This window comes from Mesorhizobium sp. BR1-1-6 (assembly GCF_020165355.1).
Classification (GTDB): domain Bacteria; phylum Pseudomonadota; class Alphaproteobacteria; order Rhizobiales; family Rhizobiaceae; genus Mesorhizobium.
On record NZ_JAIUHZ010000005.1, the window covers coordinates 51,161 to 73,899 of the forward strand.

Here is a 22,739-nt window from a genome sequence, read left to right on the forward strand (position 1 = left end):
AGGGGGATGCTAATATGGCAGTTCACCTTTCGGCGGATGCTCGAGCTCCTGCGGCGACGCCGCCACAAAGATATCTCTTTGGCCCGCTGGCCGACTTCCTCATGCTTGGCGGCAGCGCATTCCTGATTTTGCCGGCCCTGTTCTTCTTGCCTACCAAATACGACAGCCTTGTTGCGGCGGCGATGTTTTTCCTGGCCTACTTGATAAACTATCCGCATTTCGCCCACTCTTACCAACTCTTCTATCGCAATTTTGGAAGCAAGGTGCGCGGCGAGGGATACGACAGGGGCCTCCAGATCCGCTACATTTTCGCCGGCATTGTCGTTCCCCTGCTCATGGTCGGGTTTTTTGCTTACGGCTCGATAACGGCGAACGCCCGGCTGCTCGGAAACGCAGCCAACGCGATGTTCTTTTTCGTGGGCTGGCACTACGTCAAGCAAGGCTACGGCATGTTGATGGTGGACGCCGTGTTGAAGCGCAGGTTCTTCACCAATCCGGACAAGAAAATCTTGCTGGTCAACAGCTATGCCGTATGGCTGTTCGCATGGCTTCAGACGAACACGGCGGTCAGCCAAGCAAAATATTACGGCTTGGAATATTATACGTTTGCCACGCCTGCGTGGCTCAACACGATTGCGCTGTCGGCCGCGGCCGCTTCCACGGCCGCCACCGTCGTGATGCTGATCAATCGCTGGAGTAAAAATGGCGGCAGCCTGCCGTATAACGGCGTCGTCGCTTATATCGCGTCCCTATATCTTTGGATCCTGGTCGTGAGAATAAACCCGCTGTGGCTGCTCGTGGTGCCGGCTCTCCATTCGCTGCAGTACCTGGCCGTGGTCTGGCGCTATCAAAGCAATGTCGAGCGTGACGGTCCCGATGCACAAAAGGTTCCGGACTCCAGAATCCTGTCCGTTCTTGGTCCGATCTACAGGACGCGAGTCCTGGGGTTCGTCGTCGCCGGCGGGGTCCTCGGCGGTCTCGGTTTCTGGCTGATCCCGGCGGCACTGACTGCCTTGATCCCTTACGACAAGGAAGTCCTGGGTTCGTCGCTGTTCTTCTTCATAGTGCTGATCTTCATCAACGTGCACCACTACTTCCTTGACAACGTCATGTGGCGACGCGGCAACCCCGAAGTTTCAAAATATCTGTTCCGCTAGCGGTGGCATGGACCGGCTGTGGGACGCCTTGCGGAGCACTTCAGGCGGAAAGAATTGGCATCGGCTCAGTGGCCGCGCCGGCCGATATCTCTTTTTGCACGGCGAAGAAGAACCTGCGCACCTCGTCGCTGGCCGCCGCCCTGTCCCTGCCTGACCTGACGACGAGATCGAACAACTCCGTCGCCTTGGCCCTCCAGAACGAGGTGGCGCTGTCGCCATGCAAACTGTCGAGCCTGGCAGCCACCTCCCGAACCAGGAATGCCTGACGGTCGATCGGGAATGCACGGATTTTTTCTGGGGACATCTTCCGAACCACGAGACTGACGCAACGAATCAACCATTGCCGAACAAGCATGGCGTAGCCGCGAAAGTGGAAACGGAAGCTTAATGGCATCGGCATCGATGCTTCGTTCGGCCAGGAGAACGAAGAGCGCAGCGTACCTCAGGCTTGCAGCCCTCTCGCCTGGCCACCGCGCTTGCGCGGCGCCATCATGTCCCGGGCCATCAGTCCGGTCACCCGGCAGAACGCCATGAACGCCCGGCAGGCATCCTCGGTCTTGACCACGTCCACGGTGGCGCCGAAGCAGGCGTTGAAGGCCTTCTGGTAAATCGGGCCTTGCCGGCGCAGCGGCCAGGCCTGGAGAAAATCAAGAGCCTGTTCGACGCTGTAGATCTCCTCGACAGGCAGGCCGGGTCCGGGCGCGATACGCACCGGCACCTCAAATTGCAGTCTGTCCATCCGCCACCTCCCGAACTGTCGTCACCAGCGGCAACGCCATCCGTCGTAAAAAGTTGCTCTGGCCGGTCGCTACCGCAGGAATGTGGCGTCTCCGCGGTCATGGACGTTTTGCCGCAGCCGCCGCAAGCAAGCGCCAAGGCGCCCGGCCTTGTCGAACGCGGGCGCCTTGGCGGCCCGGCTACTGGTTGGCGGGATCGGTCTCCGCATCGAAGGCCATGCGCACCGCCGTAAGCAGCACGAGAGCAGACGGCACAGCGAAAATCCCGCCAAGGACAAGTGCCCCTGTCGCCGAAAGGCCGAGCGTCTCCGTCAGCGCCCAGTAGACGCTTCCGATACAGATGAGCGCCTGGACGGAAAGGAAAATGGCGGCGCAGGCCGCGCGCGAAAGGCTCTTGAGTGTCTTGATACTTTGCATGGAAACAATCCGGAAATGACGCGCTACGCACCGCTGCGCGACCGAAGCCGCCGCGCGGATCGAGGCGCGAACAGGAAGTGGTTAGAGTGAAGGAGCGGTTGAAACCGCTCAGGCCGGGACCGATGGCGGCGCGCGCGGCTGATTGGCAGTCGCCCACGGTGTGCGGGCGTCCCCGTCGGCGGCGACGACCTCTGCCGGCGGAACCGAAACAAACCAGGAAAAGACGGTGTCCCGAGCCGGCAGGGCCGGATGGCCGCCGGCGAACTTAACCAGGGCCGGCCGGCCGGAACGAACTTCCAGCGCCTGCGCCTTGCCGGTGATGCGCAGCAGCGCCGCCGCTTCGCCGGACCGCTCCACGCCGGCGCTGGCGACACCGGAGGCTGCTCCGGCAAAGACGGGCACCTCCGCCCGGCCAAGCGACAGCATCGCCAGCAGCACAAGGCTCATCAGCAATGAGCAGGCCGCCTTCAACGGCGCTTCAGGCAATCTGGCGTGCTCGACGCTCATGAAATCTCCAAAAACCTCCCTCGCCCTACCGCACGGTCGACTGAAAGGGAAGGAACAAGGGCGTCAAGGACATCGGGGCGCGCCGAATATCCCTGCCGCTTGGTGGTGTCCGGGCAGTTCTTCCTTGAACCTTTTGCCCTCAAGTGCCAAATCTGGGGAGATTTTCACGCCGGCTCCCTTGCAGAGCCACACCGGCAAGACGGACACCAATGGTCACTTATCTCGACGCCGCCACGGCACCGCTCAGAAACACCGGCCAGATCCGCCTCTATGGCGAGGAAGGTTTTGCCGGCATGCGCAAGGCATGCGACCTCACGGCGCGCTGCCTCGACGAACTGGTGCCGATGGTTGCGCCCGGCGTCACCACCGACACCATAGATCGTTTCGTTTTCGAGTTCGGCATGGATCATGGCGCGCTGCCGGCGACGCTCAACTACCGCGGCTACACCAAGTCTTCCTGCACCTCGATCAATCATGTCGTCTGCCATGGCATCCCCGACAACAAGCCGCTGAAGGATGGCGACATCGTCAACATCGACGTCACCTACATCCTCGACGGCTGGCACGGCGATTCCTCGCGCATGTACCCCGTCGGCACCATAAAACGCGCGGCGGAACGCCTGCTCGAAGTCACCCACGAATGCCTGATGCGCGGCATTGCCGCGATCAGGCCTGGCGCCCGCACCGGCGTCATTGGCGCGGCCATCCAGAGCTATGCCGAGGGCGAGCGCTGCTCGGTGGTGCGCGACTTCTGCGGCCACGGCGTCGGCCAGTTGTTCCACGACGCGCCCAACATCCTGCATTATGGCAGCGCCAATGAGGGCGTCGAGATGCGGCCCGGCATGATCTTCACCGTCGAGCCGATGATCAACCTCGGCCGGCCGCATGTGAAAATTCTGTCGGACGGCTGGACCGCGGTGACACGCGACCGCTCGCTGTCGGCGCAATACGAACACACGATCGGCGTGACTGACACCGGCTGCGAGATCTTCACGCTCTCCCCCAAAAAGCTCGACCGCCCCGGCCTGCCGGCCTAATGTTTCGTTCTCCCGGCGCTCGCGGTCGGGGAGCTGGGGGGCAGACGAGATGTCAGGTGACGACGACGAGCGCAGTTTCTTTGCAGAAAAGCCTGCGCAGCTTTCCGCGACCATGCACTCTCCTGGGACAGCCGGGCCTGCCGCGAAGACCAAGGGGATCGAGGAGAAGCCGCATTATCTCGGCCATCGCGACCGTTTGCGCGAACGCTTCGCCTCGGCAGGTCCCGACGCCCTGCCCGACTATGAGCTTCTGGAACTCCTGCTCTTCCGCCTGATCCCGCGCGCCGACACCAAGCCGGTCGCCAAGGCGCTGCTCTCCCGCTTCGGTACCCTGGCCGAGGTGCTTGGCGCGCCCGTCGGCCTCCTCCAGGAGGTCAAGGGCGTGGGCCCGGTGGTAGCGCTCGACCTGAAGGTCATTGCGGCGACGGCCCAGCGCATGGCGCGCAGCGAGGTCCATGGCCGCGAAATCCTCTCCTCTTGGCAGCAGCTTCTCGACTATTGCCGGTCAGCCATGGCCTTCGAGGCGCGCGAGCAGTTCCGCGTCCTGTTCCTCGACAAGAAGAACACGCTGATTGCCGACGAGGTGCAGCAGACCGGCACCGTTGACCACACGCCCGTCTATCCGCGTGAGGTGGTCAAGCGCGCGCTCGAACTGTCGGCGACGGCAATCATCCTGGTGCACAACCACCCGTCGGGCGATCCGACGCCATCGCGTGCCGATATCGAGATGACCAAGGAGATCATCGACGCTGCCAAGCGGCTGGGCATTTCCGTGCATGACCACATCATCATCGGTCGCAAGGGCTATTCCAGTATGAAGGGGTTGCTGCTGATCTAGATCATCGGCTCGGCGAAGCCACCCGAACGAAAGCAGGCAATCGCCGGCGCGGTCTTTCGGCTCAAGAATTTGAAAATCGTTCAATTCTGGAACGAATGGCCCGAAATTCAGGTCATCTCGTCACAGGTTTCCAAATTTCCCTGCAAATTCCCCGTCTTTTAGAAGATAATTCCGTTGAGGGGCGGCATTTCCGTTGATACCGTTTGAAACGCTTCAATTGGAGCCAGCCATTGCAACGCAAGCGCCCGACCATAGCGGATGTCGCACGCGCCGCCGGTGTCTCCATCGGAACGGTGTCGAACTTTATCAATGGGACTGCCGGCCTGAAGGAGGCCACGCGCGAACGCATTGAAAAGGCGATCGCCACGCTGATGTACCGGCCGAGTTCGTTTGCGCGTTCGCTGCCGGGCCGCGCGCCCCACAGGCCGAAGAATCTCGATCATCTGCCGAGGCTCCTGGTCGCGGGCCGGGTCAGCGTCGACTTTCTCTGCCGCGTCGACGTCCTGCCGCATCGCGACGACCGCATCACAGCCAGTCATATCGAGAAGGCGCTGGGCGGGCCGGCGGCCAATCTCGCGGTTGCCGCCGCCGGTGTTGGGACGCCCTACGCTCTCGACGTGGAACTGGCGACGGCGGTCGGTGAAGACCCGGAGAGTGACTGGGCGCTCGGCGCGCTTTCCAAACTGGGCGTCCACGCATTGCCGATCCGCAACACGCCCAACAACCGCCTTTCGCAAGCCATCGTGATCATCGAGCGCAATGGTAGCCGCACGATCATCAGTGAACCGTTCGAACTCGGCGAGATCGATCTGACCGCCAATCTGGACATCCAGCCCGAGCCGCGCCCGGCCTGTCTTCACATCGAAGGCTTCCACTACGAAACGATGACCGCTTCCATCGCGCGCTTTCATCAGGCCGGCTGGAGGGTGAGCCTGCATTCGGCCGGCCTGCCCAAGAGCGCACGCACGCCTGAAACCTTCACGCAGATGGTCCGGCACATCGACCTGACCTTCATCAACGATGTGATGATTCGGGAGATTTTCGACTTTCGCTCCAGGATGGCGACGATGATCGAAGAGGTGCGGCTGATGCTGGCACGCATCAAGCCGCGCGGAACGGTCGTGCTCAATCTCGGCGAGTTTGGCGCGGTCGTCTTTCCGGCGAATGGCGGACCGCAGATCGAGGTGCCGGCACTGCCTGTCGACCGCGTCGATGCGACGGGCGCCGGCGACAGCTTCGCCGGCATATTCCTAAGCCTCTGGCTGCATGGTGCGTCGCTGGACGACGCCGCCCGCCATGCGGCGATCGGCGCGAGCCTGACGACCACGGTCGAAGGCGCACAGGGCTACATCGCGGATTTCGCGACTTTGAAGGCCGCCGCCTTGGCGAACAACGCCATGTTGGCAAGCTGAACCAACAACTTACGGGAACCCAGGAGAGTATTGGTCATGGCGAAAACAAGAGTGCTTCTGGTCGGCGAGAGCTGGATGAGTTCGGCGACCCACTACAAGGGGTTCGATCAGTTCGGCAGCGTCACCTTTCACCTGGGCGCGACGCCGCTGGTCGATGCCTTGAAGAGCAGCGAATTCGACCTCGACTACATGCCGGCCCATGAAGCCGTCGAAAAGCTGCCTTTCACCACGGAGGGCCTGTCGCAATACAAGGCCATCATCCTCTCCGACATCGGCGCGAACTCGCTGCTGCTTCACCCCGATGTCTGGCTGCACGGCAAGACAGTGCCCAACCGGCTCAAGCTTCTGCGCGACTGGACGCAGGCCGGTGGTGGCATGGTCATGATCGGCGGCTATTTCTCTTTCCAGGGCATCGACGGCAAGGCGCGCTGGCACCGCACGGCCGTCGAGGAGGCGCTGCCGGTAACCTGCCTCCCCTATGACGACCGGCTCGAGATTCCCGAAGGGTTCCGGCCTGAAATCACCGGTCCCAAGGATCACCCGATCTTTGCCGGCATCGAAGGCGAATGGCCGCTGCTGCTCGGCGCCAACGAGGTCGTCGCTCGCGATCGCGATGACGTCGAAATCCTCGCACGGTTGCCGCAGGATCACGGCGGTCATCCGCTGCTGGTCACCGGCCGCCATGGCCAGGGCCGCACGCTGGCCTGGACGTCGGATATCGGCCCGCATTGGCTGCCCAACAGCTTCGTGGAATGGCCGGGCTATGCGCGTCTTTGGACCAACGTGCTGCGCTGGGTCAGCAAGGCCGTCTAGCCGACCAGCAACCGCCGGGGAACCGCCATGACAGAACCGTTTCTTGTCGCCAGAAATATCGCCAAGCGCTTCGGCGCTCTGACCGCGCTTGCCAATGTCGACCTGGAGATCCGCTCTGGCGAGGTGCTGGCGCTTCTCGGCGACAACGGCGCCGGCAAATCCACCTTCATCAAGATCCTGGCGGGCGCCCATCCGCCCAGCGATGGAAAGCTTCTCATCGAGGGCAATCCGGTGGCTTTCTCCTCGCCCAAGGATGCGGCGTCGTCGGGGATCGCGACGATCTTTCAGGAACTGGCGCTCTCGGAAAACCTGTCGATTGCCGAAAACGTCTTTCTCGGCCGCGAATTGAAACGCTCCATTTTGGGTATTCCCTTCCTGAAGCGCAAGGAAATGCGCCAGCGCGTCGACGGCCTGCTGAAAGAGCTCGACGCGCATATTTCCGATCCGGAAGCACCCGTCGGCAGCCTGTCCGGCGGTCAGCGCCAAGCCGTGGCCATCTGCCGGGCCCTCAATCTGAATGCCAGGCTGGTCATCATGGACGAGCCGACGGCGGCCCTTGCCGTCGCCGAAACCCGCAAGGTTCTGGCACTGACGCGGCGGCTTGCCGCGCGCGGTTGTGCCGTCGTCCTCATCAGCCACAACATTTCCGAAGTGTTCGAGGTCGCCGACCGCATCGTGGTGTTCCGGCGCGGCCGCAAGGTGGCCGAACGGCTGGCGGCCGAGACCAATCACGAGGAAGTCGTTTCGCTCATAACAGGCGCTCATCCCGACGTGCGGGCGCTTGAAAAATCAAACTGAAATGCACGTCCATTCCAGAGAGGATAAACCAATGCTTTCTCAACTCAAAAAAGCGCTCGCCGTTTCCGTGCTGTCACTCGTGGTCGCCACGGCGGCGCATGCCGCCGACAAGCCCAAGGTCGCCTTCGTCCCGCAATTGATCGGCATACCCTATTTCAATGCCATGGAAGCCGGCGGCAATCGCGCCGCGAAGGACCTGGGCGTCGATTTCATCTATTCCGGCCCCGTCGACACCAACCCGGTCGATCAGTTGCAGATCGTGCAGAACCTGATCGACCAGGGTGTCCAGGCGATCTCGGTCAGCGTGCTGGATGCGTCCAGCATCGCGCCCGTCGTCGAGAGCGCCAAGGCCAAGGGCATCAAGCTTTTCACCAGCGACAGCGATGCACCCGACAGCGGCCGTGCCGTCTATGTGGCGCAGGCGACCGACGAAGGGCTCGGCACGACGATCATCGATGAGTTGGTGAAGCGCGTCGGCGAGGACGCCACGATCGGCATCGTCTCCGGCGAGGCGACGGCGTCCAATCTCAACGCCTGGATCGGCTTCATGCAGAAAGAGGCCACCGCCAAATATCCGAAGCTGAAACTGCTGGCTCCGCAATTCGCCGGCGGCACGGCCGAGCGCGCCGCGCAGATATCAGGCGATCTCATGGCCGCCAATCCCGACATCAAGGCCATCATCGCCGTCGCATCCTCGACCTGCCCGGGCGTCGCCCAGGCCATCGAAACCGCCGGTAAGATCGGCTCCGTCATCGGCACGGGCTATTGCAGCCCGAACACGGCGCGATCCTACCTGAAGAGCGGCGCCTTCGGCTTCACCGTGCTGTGGGATCCCGAACAGCTGGGCTATCTCACGGTCTGGGCCGGCAAGCAGTTGATCGACGGCAAGAGCTTCGAAGCGGAAAACAAGATCGCCGGCCTCGAAAAGCCCGCCACCTATGATGCCGCCAAGGGCATCCTGCTGCTCGGACCGCCGGCGGTCTTCACGAAGGACAATGTCGACAAGTTCAATTTCTGAGCCTTGGGATGAACACGGTGCGACAGTTTGGAAACGGCGTTTTGGCCATGAACGGGCGGGAGTGGTCCTTGCTTGCCGCCTGTCTCCTGGCGATCGTCATCTTTTCTGTCGCATCGCCCCACTACGCGACGCCAGGCAATGCGGCGACCGTCCTGCGCAACAGCGTCGAACTGCTGCTGATCGGCCTTGGCATGACCTTGCTGCTGGCCATGGGCGGCATCGACGTCTCGATCGGCATCGTCATGGGTCTGGCGGCAATAGCGATCGGCCGTGTGCTCGGCGCCGAGGGCAATCCGCTGCTGGCGCTCATCGCTGGCCCTGCGGTCGGTGCGCTGCTCGGCTGCGTGACGGCCACCGTCGTCGTCCTCGGTCGCGTTCCGGCAATCGTGGGAACGCTCGGCCTGCTTGGCGTCTACCGCACCGCCGTCTTTGTCCTTCTCGGCGGGCAGTGGCTCTCGGGCCTGCCCTCGAGCCTCACCAATCTTCTGGCAACCACCGTACTCGGCATTCCAGTCCCAGCCATCGTCATTGCCATCGCCTATCTGGTCGTCTGGCTAGCGTTGCGGCGAACCCCCTACGGGCCGCACCTGCTGGCGATCGGCAATTCCGAGGAAAAGGCCCGGCTGTCCGGAATCCCCGTGGTCAAGGTACGCTTCATGACCTTCGTCATCAGTGGCGTCCTGACTGGCATTGCCGCCACGTTTTACGTCGCCACCTACCGCAACGTGGAGATGACGATCGGCAGCACGCTGGCGCTCGATGCGATCGCCGCGGTCATTCTCGGCGGCACGAGCATATTGGGCGGCAGATGCAGCTTGATAGGCACGGTCTTCGGTGTACTGCTTCTGAGAATTCTCCAGAATGGATTGCTCTTGATCGGCGTTCCCTCGCTTTGGCAGCCTGTGGTTACCGGTGTTCTCATCATCGGCGTGCTCGGCTTCGAAGCCGTCTCCAACCGGCTGCCGCTTGCCCAATTCCTGCGAGCCCGCGCATGAACAGGATCCGAAACCTGCGGGGCCCCGCCCTCACTTTGGCTCTGCTGTGCGGTCTCTGGCTGCTCGTTATTGTCGGCCTGCTGGCGCTCAAGCCTTCGGTCTTCAATCTCGGCACCGTCACCACAATTTTGCAATTTTCGACGATCCTGGCCCTGGTCGGCCTTGGACAGGCGCTGGTCGTCCTGGCCGGGGGCGCGGGCATCGACCTGTCCGTTGGCGGCGCCGTTTCGCTCTCGGCGATCGTTGCCATGCTTTCCCTGAAGCTGGGGTTGCCGCCCCTTCTGTTGCCGGTCGTCTGCATCCTGGCTGGCGCTGTGCTCGGTGCCTTGAACGGATGGCTGGTGAACGAGCTCGCCCTTCTCCCCTTCATCGCGACGCTGGGAACATTCTTCGTCTATTCCGGCCTCGCGCTTGCGGTCACCGGCGGCGCGGCGCAGTCCGGCGTGCCCGCCTGGCTGCTCGTTTGGGGGCGCGGTGCGATCATGGGCATCCCCGTGCCTTTCCTCACGCTCGCCGTCCCCTGCTTCGCGCTTGCCGGTCTCGTGTTGCTCTCGACGGCCTGGGGGCGCTGGATCTATGCCATGGGCTTCAACGAGCGCTCGGCCAAACTGGTCGGCATTCCGGTCGATCGCGTACGCTTCATTCTCTACGTGCTGAGCGGCGCACTGGCCGGTGCTGCCGGCCTCGTCTCTCTCGCCTGGCTCGGCAGCGGCAGGCCCAATATCGGCCAGAACCTCGAACTGGAATCGCTGACCGCGGCCATGCTGGGAGGCATCGTCATCACCGGCGGACGCGGTGGCGTCGGCGGCGTGTTCGCGGCCGTCCTGCTGCTGGTCACGCTGAAGACCGGCCTTCTGCAATTGAACATCAACACGGTCTGGCAGGTGGGGATTGTCGGCGCCCTTCTGGTTTTCGTCCTTCTCGCCGACCGACTTTCCCAACGTTGGAGATAACAATGCCTTCCATGGAAGAGACCATCGCCGCGCGCGTCGAGGCAGCCGCCGAGCGCATCGTCAAGACGCTGAGCGATCTCGTCGCCTTCCCTTCGATCGTGAAATCGAATCCGAAGGAGGCCGGCCCCGGCGAGCGGGATTGCCAGCTCTACCTGCAAAAGCGCCTTGAGGCACTCGGCTTCTCGACCGATCTCTGGGATCCAGACGGCCCGGCACTCTACGAAAAATACAAGGGACGTGCCGGCGCCAACAAGGGCAGGACGTTCGAGGGCCGGCCCAATCTCGGCGGCGTTTTGAAAGGCACCGGCGGCGGGCGGTCCATCATGCTGACCGGCCATATCGACGTCGTGCCGCCGGGTGCCGCCGGGCACTGGACCACCGATCCCTTCCAGCCTGTCCTGAAGGATGGATTCCTGCACGGTCGCGGCACGGTCGACATGAAGGGCGGCGTCGCCTGCATGCTGATGGCGGTCGAAATCCTGAAGGAACTCGACGTTTCCCTCTCCGGCGACGTCGTCTTCACCACCGTCGTCGACGAGGAAATCGGCGGCATGGGGTCGCTCGCCATGGTTGATCGCGGCTTTCGCGCCGACGCCGGCATCATGACGGAACCGACGGCGAACAGGATCGCACCGCTTTGTCACGGCATTCTGTGGGGCAAGATCATCATCGACGGCATAGGCGGCCATGCCGAACTGACGCCGAACGCCTGGTATTCGAGCGGCCCGGTCGACGCCGTCCAGCTTTGCCGGCAGATCCTCGACGGCATCGACATCCTCAACCGGCGCTGGATGTTCGATCCCAGGAAGAACCACCCGCTGATGGACCTGCCCAACCAGATCATCGTCACCCAGATCAATGCCGGCGAACATCCATCCTCCATGGCAGGACGCGGCGAGATCATCATCGACGCACAGTATCTGCCGAGCGAGCATGACGAGTTCAGGCTGGGCGGCAATGTCAAACGCGAAATCGAAGAGCACATCGCCAATGTCTGCCAGGCGGATCCTTATCTGCGAAAGCACCCTGCCCGTGTCGAATGGATCCTCGATGCCGATTGCGCCGAGATCCCGTCGGACAACCCCTTTGTCGGCCTGTTCCAGGAGGCCGTCAAAGCAGCCGACCTGTCGCCGGCCCTGAGCGGCTTCGGCGCACACAGCGACATCGGCCTGCCGACCGGCCTGGGCAACACCCCGACCGTCAACTTCGGTCCTGGCGATCCGGCGCAGGCGCATCAGCCGAACGAGCGCGTTTCGGTGCGCGATCTCGTCGACTGCACGAAGGCCATCGCCTTAGCGGTGGAGAAATGGTGCCGATAGTTTTTAGCTGATTGCGAGCGGCAGGAAGTTTGCGGAAGACGTCCGGGAGGAGCGGCGAGAGCAATTCAAGGAAAAGTGTGTACGGTTTTCCCGGGAAAAGCGCGTAGCGCTTTCCCTATGGATTGCGCAAAAACAAAGAGATGGAGCGGTTCGCCGTTTCATGAAACGGTGAACTGCTCTAAGAGGCCGCCCGTCAGCCACCAAACCTCGGCTCGGGAACTCCGGTCACGCCAAGGCCGGTGATGGCGAACAGGCTGCCGCGCAGCACGCCATCGCCGGGAAAACGCGGCAGCGGCGGCTTGGCCATCGAGGTGACGTAGAGCGTGTCGAGCCTCGGTCCACCGAACATGGCGCTGGTGATCTTCTTCACCGGCATGTCGATGATACGGTCTATGCTGCCGTCCGGCGCGTAGCGCACCAGGCGGCCGTCATAGACCAGCGCATTCCACAGACAGCCTTCGGCATCGACGGTCGAGCCGTCGGCGGCACCACCGCGGCTGGTATCGACGCGAACGAAGGTGCGGCGGTTGCTGGCCGCACCGGTCTCGATGTCGTAATCATAGGCCCAGATCTCGCCGGTCCAGGTGTCGGCGAAATAGAAGGTGCGGTCGTCGGGGCTCCAGCATGGACCGTTGGAGCAGATGATGCCGGAATCGATCCTGGTGACGGAGAAATCCGGATCGAGCCTGTAAAGGCCGCCGGACGGCCCCTCTTCCATCGTGTCCATCGAGCCGGCGAAGAAGCGGCCGCGCCGGTCGACCTTGCCGTCGTTGAGACGGTTCATTGGCTTGTCCGGCTCCGGATCATGGATCCGCGTCACCTCGCCGGTGGCGAAATCGAGCAGATGGAAACCGCGCTGCAACGAGACGACAGCGCCGCCGCCATCCTTGCGCAGCGCCATCGAGCCGATTTTCATCGGCACGTCCCAGCAACGGATCTCGCGCCCGTCGGCGGTCGCGCGGAAGACGCGCCCGTCGAAACTGTCGATCCAGTAGAGACGCTCCTGCTCGACGTCCCAGAGCGGTCCCTCGCCCAGCGTGGTCTTTACGTCCACCACGACTTCGATCCTCATGCCGTCCTCCTCTTTGTTGGCTCGCGCAGCGATTGGCTGTGTCAGAAAGCGACCTTGTCGCCGCCTTTCAGCGAAAGGATCTCGCGCGCTTCGTCCGGCGTCGCCACCTCCATGCCGAGCCCCTCGATGATCTTGCGCGCCAGCACGACCTGCTCGGCATTCGACTTGGCAAGCTTGCCCCTGCCGGCCCACAGGCTGTCCTCCAGCCCGACGCGGATGTTGCCGCCGAGTGCTGCCGATTGCGCGGCGATGCGCAACTGGCTGGCGCCGGCGCCGAGCACCGACCAGCGGAACTGGTCGCCGAACAGCCGGTCCGCCGTGCGCTTCATATGCGCGACATCCTCCGGATGCGTGCCGATGCCGCCAAGCAGGCCGAACACCGACTGCACGAAGAAGGGCGGCTTCACCAATCCGCGGTCGGCGAAATGGGCGAGATTGTAGAGATGGGCAATGTCGTAGCACTCGAACTCGAAGCGCGTGCCATTGTCGTAGCAGGTGGCAAGGATGTACTCGATATCCTTGAACGAGTTGCGGAAGACGAGGTCGCGCGTCGCTTCCAGATGCGGCTTTTCCCAGTCGAACTTGAAGGTCTCGTATTTGTCGGCGAGGTGATAGAGCCCGAAATTGATCGAGCCCATATTGAGCGAGGCTACCTCCGGCTTGAACTGGGCGGCCGGGCGCACCCGCTCCTCGACCTTCATATAGGGGCTGCCGCCGGTGGTGATGTTGATGGCGGCATTGGTGCCTTGCTTGACGCGTGGCAGGAAACGGGCAAAGGCCTCCGGCGTCTGGTCGGGCTTGCCGGTCTCCGGATCGCGGGCATGCAGATGCAGGATCGCGGCGCCGGCTTCCGCGGCGGCGATCGCCTCCGAGGCGATCTGGTCCGGCGTGATCGGCAAATAGGGCGACATGGTCGGCGTGTGGATCGCCCCCGTCACCGCGCAGGTGATGATGACCTTGCCCCTGGCCGCCGTGGCGCCGGGCTTGCGGCTGGTTTCTTTCATTGTCCGAACTCCTGATCCGATTTCTTCTTGTGCGCCGCCAGCGCCATCAGCCGGCGATCCCGCCATACCTGCCGATCGCCCAGTTTCTCCCTGGGCAAGCGCCTGCTGCGCTCGGACTCGACGGTTTCCATCACCTCGCCCGCCCAGTCGACGCGACGCAGCATCTGCGGGAAAATATTGGAATAGATGCCCTGGTAGCGCTCGGCATAGTCGCGCACGCCGCCCGGCGCGTTGAGATCGATGGTCTCGAAGGGCCCCATGAACGACCAGCGCAGCGCCAAGCCATCACGGATGCCGATATCGACGTCCTCGACGCTGGCATAGCCGTCGGCGACAAGCCGGAAAGCTTCCTCGAGCAGCGCCCCTTGCAGCCGGTTCATGATGAAGCCGTCGAGCTCGCGCTTCATCACCAGCGGCGCGTGGCCGGCATCGAGGAGGAAGGCGCGCGTCCTTTCGAGCGTCTCGGCGGACGTCCACGGCGCCGGCACCACCTCCGCCGCCGGAATGAGGTAGGGCGGGTTGATCGGATGCACGACCAGGCAGCGGTGCCGCCCCGGGAGATGATCGGTGAACTTCGACGGCAGCAGCGCCGACGTGGAGCTGGCGATCACCGCCTGCGGATCAGAGAGGGAATCGATCCGCGAAAACACCTCGCGCTTCACTTCGAGATTTTCCGGTGTGTTCTCCTGGATATGCACGGCGCCGGCCAGAGCCGCGTCCAAGTCTCCCATGACGACGATGCGCTCGAGCACCGCGTGCGCGGTCTGTCCGCGCAGCAGATCATTCGAAGCGAGATCGCCGAGCACGCCTTCTATGTAGTCGCGCGCGCCGCCTGCCGCGACCGGCGACTGGTCCCACATGCGCACATCATGGCCGGCGCGCGCGAAGCTGATCGCCCATGCCCGTCCGATGAACCCGCTTCCGACAATTGCAACCCTGGCCATGGCTTGCTCCTCAAAGCGTTTCGACGTTGCCGTCGACGCCGAGCGACTGGCCTGAAATGTTGATGCCCGCGTCGGACAGCAGGAATGCGACCATCGAAGCCACGTCGTACGGGCTGGTCATGCGGCGCAACGAGATGTTCTGCAAATAGCGTTCGGTCATCTCCTGATGGCTGATGCCGACCTGTTTGGCGCGTGCCGAGATAACGCTCTCGATGCGCGGCCCCTCTATGATGCCCGGCAGGATGGCGTTGACCCTGATCCCGTGCGGCCCAAGCTCCTTGGCAAGGCTCTGCGTGAAGCCGATGACGCCGAATTTGGCCGCCGAATAGGGCGTGCGGAACGCATAGCCGTGGCGGCCGGCCGCCGACGACATCGAGACGATCGAACCGCCGCCGGCCCCCTTGATGAGCGGCACGGCGCGCCGTGCGCACAGGAACTGGCCGGTCAGGCCGATGTCGAGACAGCGCCTCCAGTCGGCCGGATCGATTTCGTCGACGCCGCCGGTCGGCCCGGCGATGCCGGCATTGTTGATCAGTGCGTCGAGGCCGCCGAGTTTCTCCTCCACCGCCTCGAACAGCCGGTCGACATCGTCGTCGCGCGACACGTCGGCCTTGACCGCTGCGACGAGCGCCATCTTCTTGGGGGCGGCCGCCAGGGCTTCGTCGGACACATCGCAGACGACGATGCGCGCACCGAGCCGCGACAGCGTTTCGGCAATGGCGAAGCCAATGCCGCCGGCGCCCGCCGTGACCAGGACACGTTGCCCTTTGAGCCCCGCCAGGAATTCGTCGGGCGATTTGGGTGCGCTCGTGCTCATGATTCCATTCCCTTCATTGTATGCGTCTTTCGCGCAGCGCCATGACGGCGCCGAGCACCACCAGCCCGAACAGGATCGCCCGTGTGGCGTAGGGCAGCGTCGTGCCGGCCAGAAGCATCTGCAGCGCCGTCAAAAGCAGCACGCCGCCGAGCATGCCGAGATAGTGGCCGCGCCCGCCGGTGATCAGCGCGCCCCCGACCACGACAACGGCGATGGACGGCAGGAGATAGTCGTCGCCCATGCCGAGGCTGGCCTGGCCGGAAAAGCCGGTCAGCATGACGCCGACGATGGCCGCGCACAATGCCGACAGCATATAGACGAAGATCAGCGTCCGTCCGACGGCGATGCCCGAAAGCTGGGCCGCGCGCGGGCTGTTGCCAATGCCGTAGACCTTCCGGCCGAAGGCGGTGCGGCCGAGCAGCAGCACCGCAAGGGCCACGAAGACGACCATGAACGGCACGACCGGCGTCACCACCCATAGCTTGCCGGTCATGAACCAGCGCAGCATGGGCGAGGAGAAGCCGGCCGGCGTGCCTTGCGAATAGAGAAGCGCGAAACCTTGCAAGATGCCGTTGGTGGCGAGCGTCATGACGATCGGCGAGATGCCGAGGAAAACGATGCCGATGCCGTTCGCCAGTCCGATAAGACAGGCGATGGCGAGCACCACCGGCAGCGCATAGGCGAGTGCCGCGTCCGATCCGTTGACCATGCCGGCAAGGAGGATGCCCGACAGGCCGATCGTCCACGGCACCGACAAGTCGAGCCCGCCTGTGAGGATGACGCTGCCCTGCCCGAGCGCAAGCACGGCAAGGAAACTCGACAGCACGAACAGCGAGTTCCAGTAGCTGGGATTGAAGATGGCCCGGCCGAGCCAGATCTGGGTGACGATCATGACGACGGCCAGGCAGACATAGGCCGGCAGCGCGTAGCGCAGCGCCTCGGCATTGCGCACGCGAAAGCCGGGCGCCTGTCCTGAAATGGGCGTTTTGTGAGCGATGCGCAATCTGCGGTCGGTGGGATCGAGTTGCGACGGCAGCATGCCGGCACGCCAGGCGGCGAGCCGCGCGCGCAAGGCGCGGATTTGGTAGGCGAGGACGGAGCCATGCGACAGCGAGCCCGCGAGCACGGCAAGGATCAGGATGGTGCCCTCGGCAATGGTCGAATAATAGGCCGAGACGTTGAGCACGAGCAGGACGTTGACGACCATCATCAGGATATAGGCGCCGAAGACGGTGCCGAACGGACCACCCTGCCCGCCGCCGAGCCGCGTGCCGCCGACCACGACGGCGGCGAACATCGACAACAGCAGCGGATTGCCGACCAGCGGATCGCCGCTGCCGGTCTGGGCGCTGATGAACACGCCGGCAAGCCCGTAGCAGCCGCCGGCGATGACATAGACGAGGAAGCGCACGAGAGCGACGCGCACGCCGACCGCGGCCGCAGCGTCTGGATCGCTGCCGACCGCGTAAAGCGCCGTGCCGAACCGCGTGCCTTTCAGCCAGAACCATGCCAGCAGGACCATGCCGATGACGACCAGCGGCATGGGCAACCAGCCCGGGATCGCATCGCCGAGATAGAAGGCGCCGAGATCGGGCGAGACGAAGCCGCCGGGCTTGTCCATGACCAGCAGTGTGATGCCTTGCAAGATGAACATGGTCGACAGCGTGACGACGATGGGCTGCATGCGCAGCACCGCGATGAAGAAGCCGTTGAACGCCCCGACGAGCATGCCGACGCCAATGCCGGCCAGCGTCCACAGCCAGACGCTCGTTCCGGTCGCCATCGGATCCATCGACGTGGCCAGCACCACATTGACCAGCGAAACCACGGCGCCCGCCGACAGGTCGAAGCCGCCGGACAGGATGACGATGGTCTGGCCCATCGCCGCCAGCGCCGAGGTGGCGCCGCCGCTCGACAGGAACGAGATGTCGAAATAGGTGAGCCGCCCGGCGCTGATCAGGTCGACGACGACGAGCAGCACTGCAAAGACGATCGCCGCGATGATGGCGCCGCGATGCCGCGCCAGGAGGCGCACCAGGGATCCGGCCTGTCCGGTTGCCGTCGAACCGACCGCGCTCACTGTGCCGCCTCCAGGATATTGCCGTCATGTCCCAGCGCCGGCCGCATGATCGCGCTCTCGGTGATCTCGTCGCCGGCGAGCTCGGCCACCAGCCGTCCGTCATAGAGAACGAGCACGCGGTCGCATTGATGGACGAGTTCGGGAATTTCGGTCGAATGCAGCAGGATCGAGCCGCCCGCCGCCACATAGTTGCGCATCATCACGTAGAGCTCATGCTTGGTGCCCACATCGATGCCACGGGTCGGGTCGAAGAGCAGCAGGATGCGGCTTTCGGCGACCAGCCACTTGGCGATGGCGATCTTCTGCTGGTTGCCGCCGGAAAAGGCGCCGGCCCTTGTCCACAGCGCTCGGTTGTCCACCTCGACCGTCGAGAAGGCCGCCTGCACCGCGCGTGCTTCCTCCTCCTCGCGGATCAAGCCGAGCCGGGTGAAGCGGCCGACCACCGGCAGGGATGCATTCTGCCGGCCCGACAATTTCAGGAACAGACCTTCGGTCTTGCGATCCTCCGGCACCAGCCCGATCGCCATGTTGGGCCTCAGCGCATCGGCCGGCGAGCCGAGCCACACTTTGCGGCCGTCGACCATGACGTGGCCGCGTTCGATCTCGGCCATGCCGAAGCAGGCGAGGAACAGGTCTAGCTGGCCCATGCCCTGAAGTCCGGCGATGCCGAGGATTTCGCCCCTGCGCAAATCGAAACTGGCGCCGTCGAGTTTTCTGCCCGCCTTGAGGTCGCGCACGCCGAGCACCGGCGGACCGAAGACGGCCGCGCCCTCAGGCTTTGGCGGAAAGGTCTGCGCGAGGGCGCGGCCGATGATCTTCTCGATCACATCCTCATCCGAGATGTCGGCCACCGGTGCGGTGATGATGTGGCGGCCATTCCGAAGGATGGTCAAGGTATCGCAGAAGGCCCGCACCTCACGCATGCGGTGGGTGATGAACACGACCGTCGTTCCGGCGGCCTTGAGCCGCGCGATGATTGTTCCCAGCCATTCGACGTCGCCGCCCGAAAGCGTCGAGGTCGGCTCGTCCAGCAGCAGGATGCGCGGCTTGCGGTAGACGGCGCGCGCGATCTCGATCTTCTGGCGGACCGCGAGATCGAGCGTCGCAACCTCGGCGTCGAGATCGACCGAAAAACCGAGATCGGCAATGTGCCGGCCGACTGCCTTGCGCGCGGCCGACCGCCTGATCAATCCGGTCGGGCCGGATGGCGCATAGGGCAGCAGCATATTGTCGAGAACGCTGAGGTCGCGGACCAGCGTCATCTCCTGGAACGCCGTCTGCACCCCGCGTTCATGCGCGGCGCGCGGCGAACCGAGCGCGGCCGGCGCGCCAAGGATGCTGATCTGGCCCTGATCGGGCCGCACCAGTCCCGATAGGAGCTTGACCAGCGTCGACTTGCCGGCGCCGTTCTCACCCAGCAAAGCGTGCACGCTGCCAGGCGAGATCGCGAAGGAGACGTCGTCAAGCGCGACCGTCGCGCCAAACGCCTTGCGTATGCCGTTGACGGCAATAGCCGGCACATGCGTTGTTAAAGTCATCATTCCCGGTTCCGGCATGCCATGCTTGCGGGCGCGTGGAGCCCAGAGTGCCCCACGCGCACGGATTGCTGAAGCCTACTCCTCGGGCTGGCCGACGAGCGCCGCGTTGAGGCCGATCTCGGGCGTCTGGTCGGAGAAGATCGACGCGAACCAGCCGGGGTTGGAAACCAGCGACGGTTTGAAGGTGTTGCATCCGGCCTTCATTTCGGCCCAGGTGCCCTCGTTGCAAAGCTTGCTCGTCTCGTTGGTGACGATCGGCAGCGGCAGGATTGTCGCTTTCGGCACATCCTTGCCCTCGATCGCCTCGATGGCGAGCTTCAAGGCGAGCGCGCCGGAATAAGGCGGCGAGGCATACGAAATGCGCGGCGCGCCGAGCGGTGCATAGGGAGAAGCAGCACCCTCGACCTCCGTCCCTTCCGGCAGCATCTGGATGCGGCCGCCATTGGAGCCTTCACCGGCGCAAGGCAGAAGCTGGCTGGCCTTCCTGCCCGCCTCGAGCTGCATCGAATTGGCGGTGAAGCAGCCTACCTGCATCCACAGCCCGTTAATGTCGTCCCAGCTGCGCGTGGCGAGAATCTTGGAGAGTTCGGTGCGTGCCACCGCCTGGCTCCACATGCCGACCGCTTCGCCGACAATCTTGATGTCCGGATATTTGGCGAACACCGCCTTGGCGGCCTTGGTGCGCAGCTCGTCGACCGAAGTGCCGGGAACGCCGGTCACGGCGATGATGTTGCCCTTGCCGTTGAGCTTCTTGGCCAGCCATTCGGCTGTCACCCTGCCAGCCTCCTCCTGGTCGATATGGACATTGTAAGCGCATGGCTCGGTGATCTCGGCGTCGTAGGCGAAGACCTTGACCCCCTTCTCGCAAGCGTTCTTGACGACCTGGTTCAGCGCCGTCGGCGAGATCGGATAAATCACGATCGCCTCCGCTCCCGCCTGCACCATGGCGTTGATCTGCTGGATTTGGCGCTGCGCATTCGGCCCGGCCACCTGGACCTGCAGGTCGACCTTGTCGACCAGGCTCTTGTGCGAGGCCATCGCCTTGACCATGTTCGCCGCCTCGGCCTGCCAGTCATTGCCGATGAAGCTCATGCTGAGAAAAATCTTGTGTTTTTCAGCGGCCTCGGCCGCGGAGATGCCAAAAGCACAGGCAGCCATGCCGGCCAGCAGCGCAAGCCGCCGGGCTTTCAATCCGATACCCATTATGAAACTCCTCCCGATCCGAACGATCGGATGCCTCCCAAGGGCACGAGACGTGACCTTGCCATCCGATATCGCAACCGTATCACCATTTGATCAAAGATCAATGATGAAATATGCTCATAACAAGGCGACGGCGGGGGTGCTTGACGCCGCAGCCGGAAGCCTGCATTCCGGATACGGGTTATGGCGCAGCTTGCGCGGGAAGGTTGAGGGGAGATGGCTGGAGCGGCGTTCAGAAAGCCGGGTGTCGAGATCGCGCCCCTGTCCAAGGAGACCTTGCAGGACAGGGTCTATCGCCATGTCACCGAATTGATCCTCGACGGCAGCATCGTGCCGGGCGAGATGGTAACGGTGCAAAGCCTTGCCGATGCTTTCGGCGTCAGTCCGATGCCGGTCAGGGAGGCCCTGCGGCGGCTGACCGCCGCCAACGCGCTGATGGTGGTTTCAGGCCGCTCGATCGGCATTCCCGCACTCAGCCGCACACGCCTCGTCGATCTGAGAAACGTCCGCTTCGAGATCGAAGCGATCGCCGCCGCATGGGCGGCCGAGCGTATGGACGACCAAGCTATCGCCCGGCTGCGCCAGCATCTGGACGCGCTCGAACAGGCCAATGCGGCGGGAGACGTCAAGTCCTATCTGCGCGCCAACTACGCCTTTCATTTCTCCATCTACCGGGCGGCCGGCTCCGAGAACATTCTCAACATCATCGAGAACTTGTGGCTGCAGATCAGTCCTTATTTCAACATGCTGCACGATTCCGGAAACTATTCGACCGCCAATGCGCACCATCAGGAGATGTTCGCTGCGTTGCGTGACCGGGACGCGGAAGCGGTCAAGGCCGCGGTCCGCGCCGACATCGACGCCGCCTTCGACGTTCTGGTCGGCCTGCTGAAATAGCACAAACGAAACTTCGTCGGCGCGAAGATCGAATTCGGCCTGCCGACGTGGCTTGGCACACCCCACCGTCGACTTCGCCCAAACGATCCGGCGCAGGCGCAACAGCCGGACGAACGCGTCCCCGTGTGTGATGGACGGCTCCTCTCGAAGGGTTGGCGCAGGCAAGGCGGGATTTTTCCCGTCAAGACAGTCGGCTCTAGAATTGCGACCCCAAATCAAGCTATGATGCACTTGGCATTTCCGGAGACGGCTTCGCGCCCCTGGAATGCCGGGAGGAACGGGACATGGCCTTCGCGCTTGTACTCGTTTTGATAGTTGTGGGCTCGGTGCTGTTCCACCTCCTGAGCCCATGGTGGTGGACGCCGATTGCCTCGAACTGGGACTATATCGACAACACCATCATCATAACTTTCTGGATCACCGGCGTCGTCTTTGCCGCCGTGGTTTTGTTCATGGCCTATTGCGTCTTCCGCTTCCGTCATCGGGAAGGCAATCAGGCGGCGTATGAACCGGAGAACAGGCGTCTCGAATCCTGGCTGACGGTTGTCACCGCGGTCGGCGTAACGGCTTTGCTGGTTCCCGGCCTGTTCGTCTGGAACCGGTTCGTCAACGTTCCGAGCGACGCAACCGTGGTCGAAGTTGTCGGCCAGCAATGGCAATGGAGTTTCCGCCTGCCCGGCAAGGACGGCAAGCTCGGCACGTCCGACACCCGCGGCGTCACCGCTGACAATCCGTTGGGCGTGATCACCAGCGATTCCAATGGCCAGGACGATGTCGTGGTCGAAGCGGCCGATCTGCATCTGCCGGTTGGCAAGCCGGTCAAGATGTTGCTTCGCTCGATCGACGTGCTGCATGATTTCTATGTGCCGGAATTCCGCGCCAAAATGGACATGATCCCGGGCTCGGTCACCTACTTCTGGTTCACCCCAACGAAAACCGGAACCTTCCAGGTCCTGTGCGCTGAACTCTGCGGCCAAGGACATCCGATGATGCACGGTGTGGTGATGGTCGATACGCAGGAGGATTATCTGGCGTGGCTTGGCCAGCAACAGACGTTTGCGCAATTGTCGGCGCCCCAGCAGACGGGCTCGGCAAGCCAGGCGCCGGGTCCAACGACGGTGTCAAGTTCGAGGATCGCAGCAAAGCTCGAAACCGTCGGGTCTCGCTAAAAAGGACACGGAGG

Annotated in this window: 23 protein-coding genes; 12 read left to right on the top strand and 11 right to left on the bottom strand. The window is 63.4% G+C overall.

The annotated features are described in order from the left end of the window. Positions 1–14 precede the first annotated feature (14 nt). Entirely contained in the window at positions 15–1,157 is a 1,143-nt protein-coding gene (locus LB545_RS12250) for a hypothetical protein (RefSeq protein WP_224705123.1), read from the top strand. A 40-nt stretch (positions 1,158–1,197) separates the two neighbouring features. Here the strand turns inward: LB545_RS12250 and LB545_RS12255 are convergent, their stop codons facing one another. From LB545_RS12255 to LB545_RS12270, 4 genes are all read right to left on the bottom strand, one after another. Next, complete coding sequence (locus LB545_RS12255; RefSeq protein ID WP_224705125.1) at positions 1,198–1,512, bottom strand: DUF6074 family protein; 315 nt, start codon at positions 1,510–1,512, stop codon at positions 1,198–1,200. 87 nt (positions 1,513–1,599) lie between these two features. Beyond that, positions 1,600–1,896, bottom strand: a complete 297-nt coding sequence (locus LB545_RS12260) for a DUF982 domain-containing protein (protein ID WP_140517077.1) — start codon at positions 1,894–1,896, stop codon at positions 1,600–1,602. 178 nt (positions 1,897–2,074) lie between these two features. Further along, positions 2,075–2,311, bottom strand: coding sequence for a hypothetical protein (locus tag LB545_RS12265; RefSeq protein WP_224705127.1), 237 nt, complete (start codon positions 2,309–2,311; stop codon positions 2,075–2,077). 108 nt (positions 2,312–2,419) lie between these two features. Then, complete coding sequence (locus tag LB545_RS12270; protein ID WP_140564083.1) at positions 2,420–2,818, bottom strand: hypothetical protein; 399 nt, start codon at positions 2,816–2,818, stop codon at positions 2,420–2,422. A 209-nt stretch (positions 2,819–3,027) separates the two neighbouring features. On the opposite strand from LB545_RS12270, the gene map reads away from it, so the two are divergent. The 9 genes from map to LB545_RS12315 all read left to right on the top strand — a co-directional run bounded on the left by map (position 3,028) and on the right by LB545_RS12315 (position 12,001). Continuing rightward, positions 3,028–3,855: a type I methionyl aminopeptidase gene (gene map, locus LB545_RS12275; protein ID WP_224705130.1), complete on the top strand. Its 828-nt coding sequence runs from the start codon at positions 3,028–3,030 to the stop codon at positions 3,853–3,855. A gap of 49 nt (positions 3,856–3,904) precedes the next feature. Then, positions 3,905–4,693, top strand: coding sequence for a RadC family protein (gene radC / locus LB545_RS12280; protein ID WP_224705133.1), 789 nt, complete (start codon positions 3,905–3,907; stop codon positions 4,691–4,693). 230 nt (positions 4,694–4,923) lie between these two features. Further along, entirely contained in the window at positions 4,924–6,105 is a 1,182-nt protein-coding gene (locus LB545_RS12285; protein WP_224705135.1) for a carbohydrate kinase family protein, read from the top strand. Between the two features lie 36 nt (positions 6,106–6,141). After that, positions 6,142–6,918 (top strand): glutamine amidotransferase, encoded by a 777-nt coding sequence (locus tag LB545_RS12290; RefSeq protein ID WP_140495807.1) that lies wholly within the window; start codon positions 6,142–6,144, stop codon positions 6,916–6,918. 27 nt (positions 6,919–6,945) lie between these two features. Beyond that, positions 6,946–7,716, top strand: a complete 771-nt coding sequence (locus LB545_RS12295) for an ATP-binding cassette domain-containing protein (RefSeq protein WP_140517083.1) — start codon at positions 6,946–6,948, stop codon at positions 7,714–7,716. A gap of 31 nt (positions 7,717–7,747) precedes the next feature. After that, complete coding sequence (locus LB545_RS12300) at positions 7,748–8,734, top strand: autoinducer 2 ABC transporter substrate-binding protein (RefSeq protein WP_140495805.1); 987 nt, start codon at positions 7,748–7,750, stop codon at positions 8,732–8,734. 68 nt (positions 8,735–8,802) lie between these two features. After that, entirely contained in the window at positions 8,803–9,729 is a 927-nt protein-coding gene (locus LB545_RS12305) for an ABC transporter permease (RefSeq protein WP_224518945.1), read from the top strand. Continuing rightward, entirely contained in the window at positions 9,726–10,682 is a 957-nt protein-coding gene (locus LB545_RS12310; protein WP_224705137.1) for an ABC transporter permease, read from the top strand. The genes LB545_RS12305 and LB545_RS12310 overlap by 4 nt, the downstream gene beginning before the upstream one ends. 2 nt (positions 10,683–10,684) lie before the next feature. Then, complete coding sequence (locus LB545_RS12315) at positions 10,685–12,001, top strand: M20 family metallopeptidase (protein ID WP_140521014.1); 1,317 nt, start codon at positions 10,685–10,687, stop codon at positions 11,999–12,001. Between the two features lie 193 nt (positions 12,002–12,194). Here LB545_RS12315 and LB545_RS12320 read toward each other — a convergent pair whose 3' ends face one another. The 7 genes from LB545_RS12320 to LB545_RS12350 form a co-directional block, all read right to left on the bottom strand. After that, positions 12,195–13,073, bottom strand: a complete 879-nt coding sequence (locus tag LB545_RS12320; protein ID WP_140521015.1) for an SMP-30/gluconolactonase/LRE family protein — start codon at positions 13,071–13,073, stop codon at positions 12,195–12,197. Positions 13,074–13,114: 41 nt separating this feature from the next. Then, positions 13,115–14,077, bottom strand: coding sequence for a 3-keto-5-aminohexanoate cleavage protein (locus LB545_RS12325; RefSeq protein ID WP_140521016.1), 963 nt, complete (start codon positions 14,075–14,077; stop codon positions 13,115–13,117). Then, positions 14,074–15,021 carry a 3-hydroxyacyl-CoA dehydrogenase gene (locus LB545_RS12330; RefSeq protein ID WP_140561497.1) on the bottom strand — a complete coding sequence of 316 codons (948 nt, stop codon included), beginning with the start codon at positions 15,019–15,021 and terminating at the stop codon, positions 14,074–14,076. Before LB545_RS12330 ends, LB545_RS12325 begins: the two co-directional genes overlap by 4 nt. 10 nt (positions 15,022–15,031) lie before the next feature. After that, positions 15,032–15,838 carry an SDR family oxidoreductase gene (locus tag LB545_RS12335; protein ID WP_140495799.1) on the bottom strand — a complete coding sequence of 269 codons (807 nt, stop codon included), beginning with the start codon at positions 15,836–15,838 and terminating at the stop codon, positions 15,032–15,034. 13 nt (positions 15,839–15,851) lie between these two features. After that, entirely contained in the window at positions 15,852–17,918 is a 2,067-nt protein-coding gene (locus LB545_RS12340; RefSeq protein WP_224705140.1) for an ABC transporter permease, read from the bottom strand. Next, entirely contained in the window at positions 17,915–19,456 is a 1,542-nt protein-coding gene (locus LB545_RS12345) for a sugar ABC transporter ATP-binding protein (RefSeq protein WP_224671178.1), read from the bottom strand. The genes LB545_RS12340 and LB545_RS12345 overlap by 4 nt, the downstream gene beginning before the upstream one ends. A gap of 75 nt (positions 19,457–19,531) precedes the next feature. Next, positions 19,532–20,659 carry a sugar ABC transporter substrate-binding protein gene (locus LB545_RS12350; RefSeq protein WP_140495797.1) on the bottom strand — a complete coding sequence of 376 codons (1,128 nt, stop codon included), beginning with the start codon at positions 20,657–20,659 and terminating at the stop codon, positions 19,532–19,534. 216 nt (positions 20,660–20,875) lie between these two features. Here LB545_RS12350 and LB545_RS12355 point away from each other — a divergent pair, with 216 nt between their 5' ends. Both LB545_RS12355 and coxB read left to right on the top strand, forming a co-directional pair. Continuing rightward, the gene (locus tag LB545_RS12355; protein ID WP_140495796.1) at positions 20,876–21,556 is read left to right on the top strand and encodes a GntR family transcriptional regulator; all 681 of its coding nucleotides are present in this window, start codon (positions 20,876–20,878) and stop codon (positions 21,554–21,556) included. Between the two features lie 284 nt (positions 21,557–21,840). Continuing rightward, positions 21,841–22,725, top strand: coding sequence for a cytochrome c oxidase subunit II (gene coxB, locus LB545_RS12360; RefSeq protein WP_140521021.1), 885 nt, complete (start codon positions 21,841–21,843; stop codon positions 22,723–22,725). Positions 22,726–22,739 lie beyond the last annotated feature (14 nt).

Excerpts from the sequence above, each read along its gene's own strand:
- LB545_RS12300 (WP_140495805.1), top strand. The coding sequence starts at position 7,748 with ATGCTTTCTCAACTCAAAAAAGCGCTCGCCGTTTCCGTGCTGTCACTC.
- LB545_RS12260 (WP_140517077.1), bottom strand. The coding sequence starts at position 1,896 with ATGGACAGACTGCAATTTGAGGTGCCGGTGCGTATCGCGCCCGGACCC.
- LB545_RS12345 (WP_224671178.1), bottom strand. The coding sequence starts at position 19,456 with ATGACTTTAACAACGCATGTGCCGGCTATTGCCGTCAACGGCATACGC.
- LB545_RS12290 (WP_140495807.1), top strand. The coding sequence starts at position 6,142 with ATGGCGAAAACAAGAGTGCTTCTGGTCGGCGAGAGCTGGATGAGTTCG.
- radC (WP_224705133.1), top strand. The coding sequence starts at position 3,905 with ATGTCAGGTGACGACGACGAGCGCAGTTTCTTTGCAGAAAAGCCTGCG.
- LB545_RS12310 (WP_224705137.1), top strand. The coding sequence starts at position 9,726 with ATGAACAGGATCCGAAACCTGCGGGGCCCCGCCCTCACTTTGGCTCTG.
- map (WP_224705130.1), top strand. The coding sequence starts at position 3,028 with ATGGTCACTTATCTCGACGCCGCCACGGCACCGCTCAGAAACACCGGC.
- LB545_RS12255 (WP_224705125.1), bottom strand. The coding sequence starts at position 1,512 with ATGCTTGTTCGGCAATGGTTGATTCGTTGCGTCAGTCTCGTGGTTCGG.
- LB545_RS12295 (WP_140517083.1), top strand. The coding sequence starts at position 6,946 with ATGACAGAACCGTTTCTTGTCGCCAGAAATATCGCCAAGCGCTTCGGC.
- LB545_RS12335 (WP_140495799.1), bottom strand. The coding sequence starts at position 15,838 with ATGAGCACGAGCGCACCCAAATCGCCCGACGAATTCCTGGCGGGGCTC.
- LB545_RS12265 (WP_224705127.1), bottom strand. The coding sequence starts at position 2,311 with ATGCAAAGTATCAAGACACTCAAGAGCCTTTCGCGCGCGGCCTGCGCC.
- LB545_RS12315 (WP_140521014.1), top strand. The coding sequence starts at position 10,685 with ATGCCTTCCATGGAAGAGACCATCGCCGCGCGCGTCGAGGCAGCCGCC.
- LB545_RS12270 (WP_140564083.1), bottom strand. The coding sequence starts at position 2,818 with ATGAGCGTCGAGCACGCCAGATTGCCTGAAGCGCCGTTGAAGGCGGCC.
- LB545_RS12250 (WP_224705123.1), top strand. The coding sequence starts at position 15 with ATGGCAGTTCACCTTTCGGCGGATGCTCGAGCTCCTGCGGCGACGCCG.
- LB545_RS12355 (WP_140495796.1), top strand. The coding sequence starts at position 20,876 with ATGGCTGGAGCGGCGTTCAGAAAGCCGGGTGTCGAGATCGCGCCCCTG.
- LB545_RS12325 (WP_140521016.1), bottom strand. The coding sequence starts at position 14,077 with ATGAAAGAAACCAGCCGCAAGCCCGGCGCCACGGCGGCCAGGGGCAAG.
- LB545_RS12320 (WP_140521015.1), bottom strand. The coding sequence starts at position 13,073 with ATGAGGATCGAAGTCGTGGTGGACGTAAAGACCACGCTGGGCGAGGGA.
- coxB (WP_140521021.1), top strand. The coding sequence starts at position 21,841 with ATGGCCTTCGCGCTTGTACTCGTTTTGATAGTTGTGGGCTCGGTGCTG.
- LB545_RS12350 (WP_140495797.1), bottom strand. The coding sequence starts at position 20,659 with ATGGGTATCGGATTGAAAGCCCGGCGGCTTGCGCTGCTGGCCGGCATG.
- LB545_RS12330 (WP_140561497.1), bottom strand. The coding sequence starts at position 15,021 with ATGGCCAGGGTTGCAATTGTCGGAAGCGGGTTCATCGGACGGGCATGG.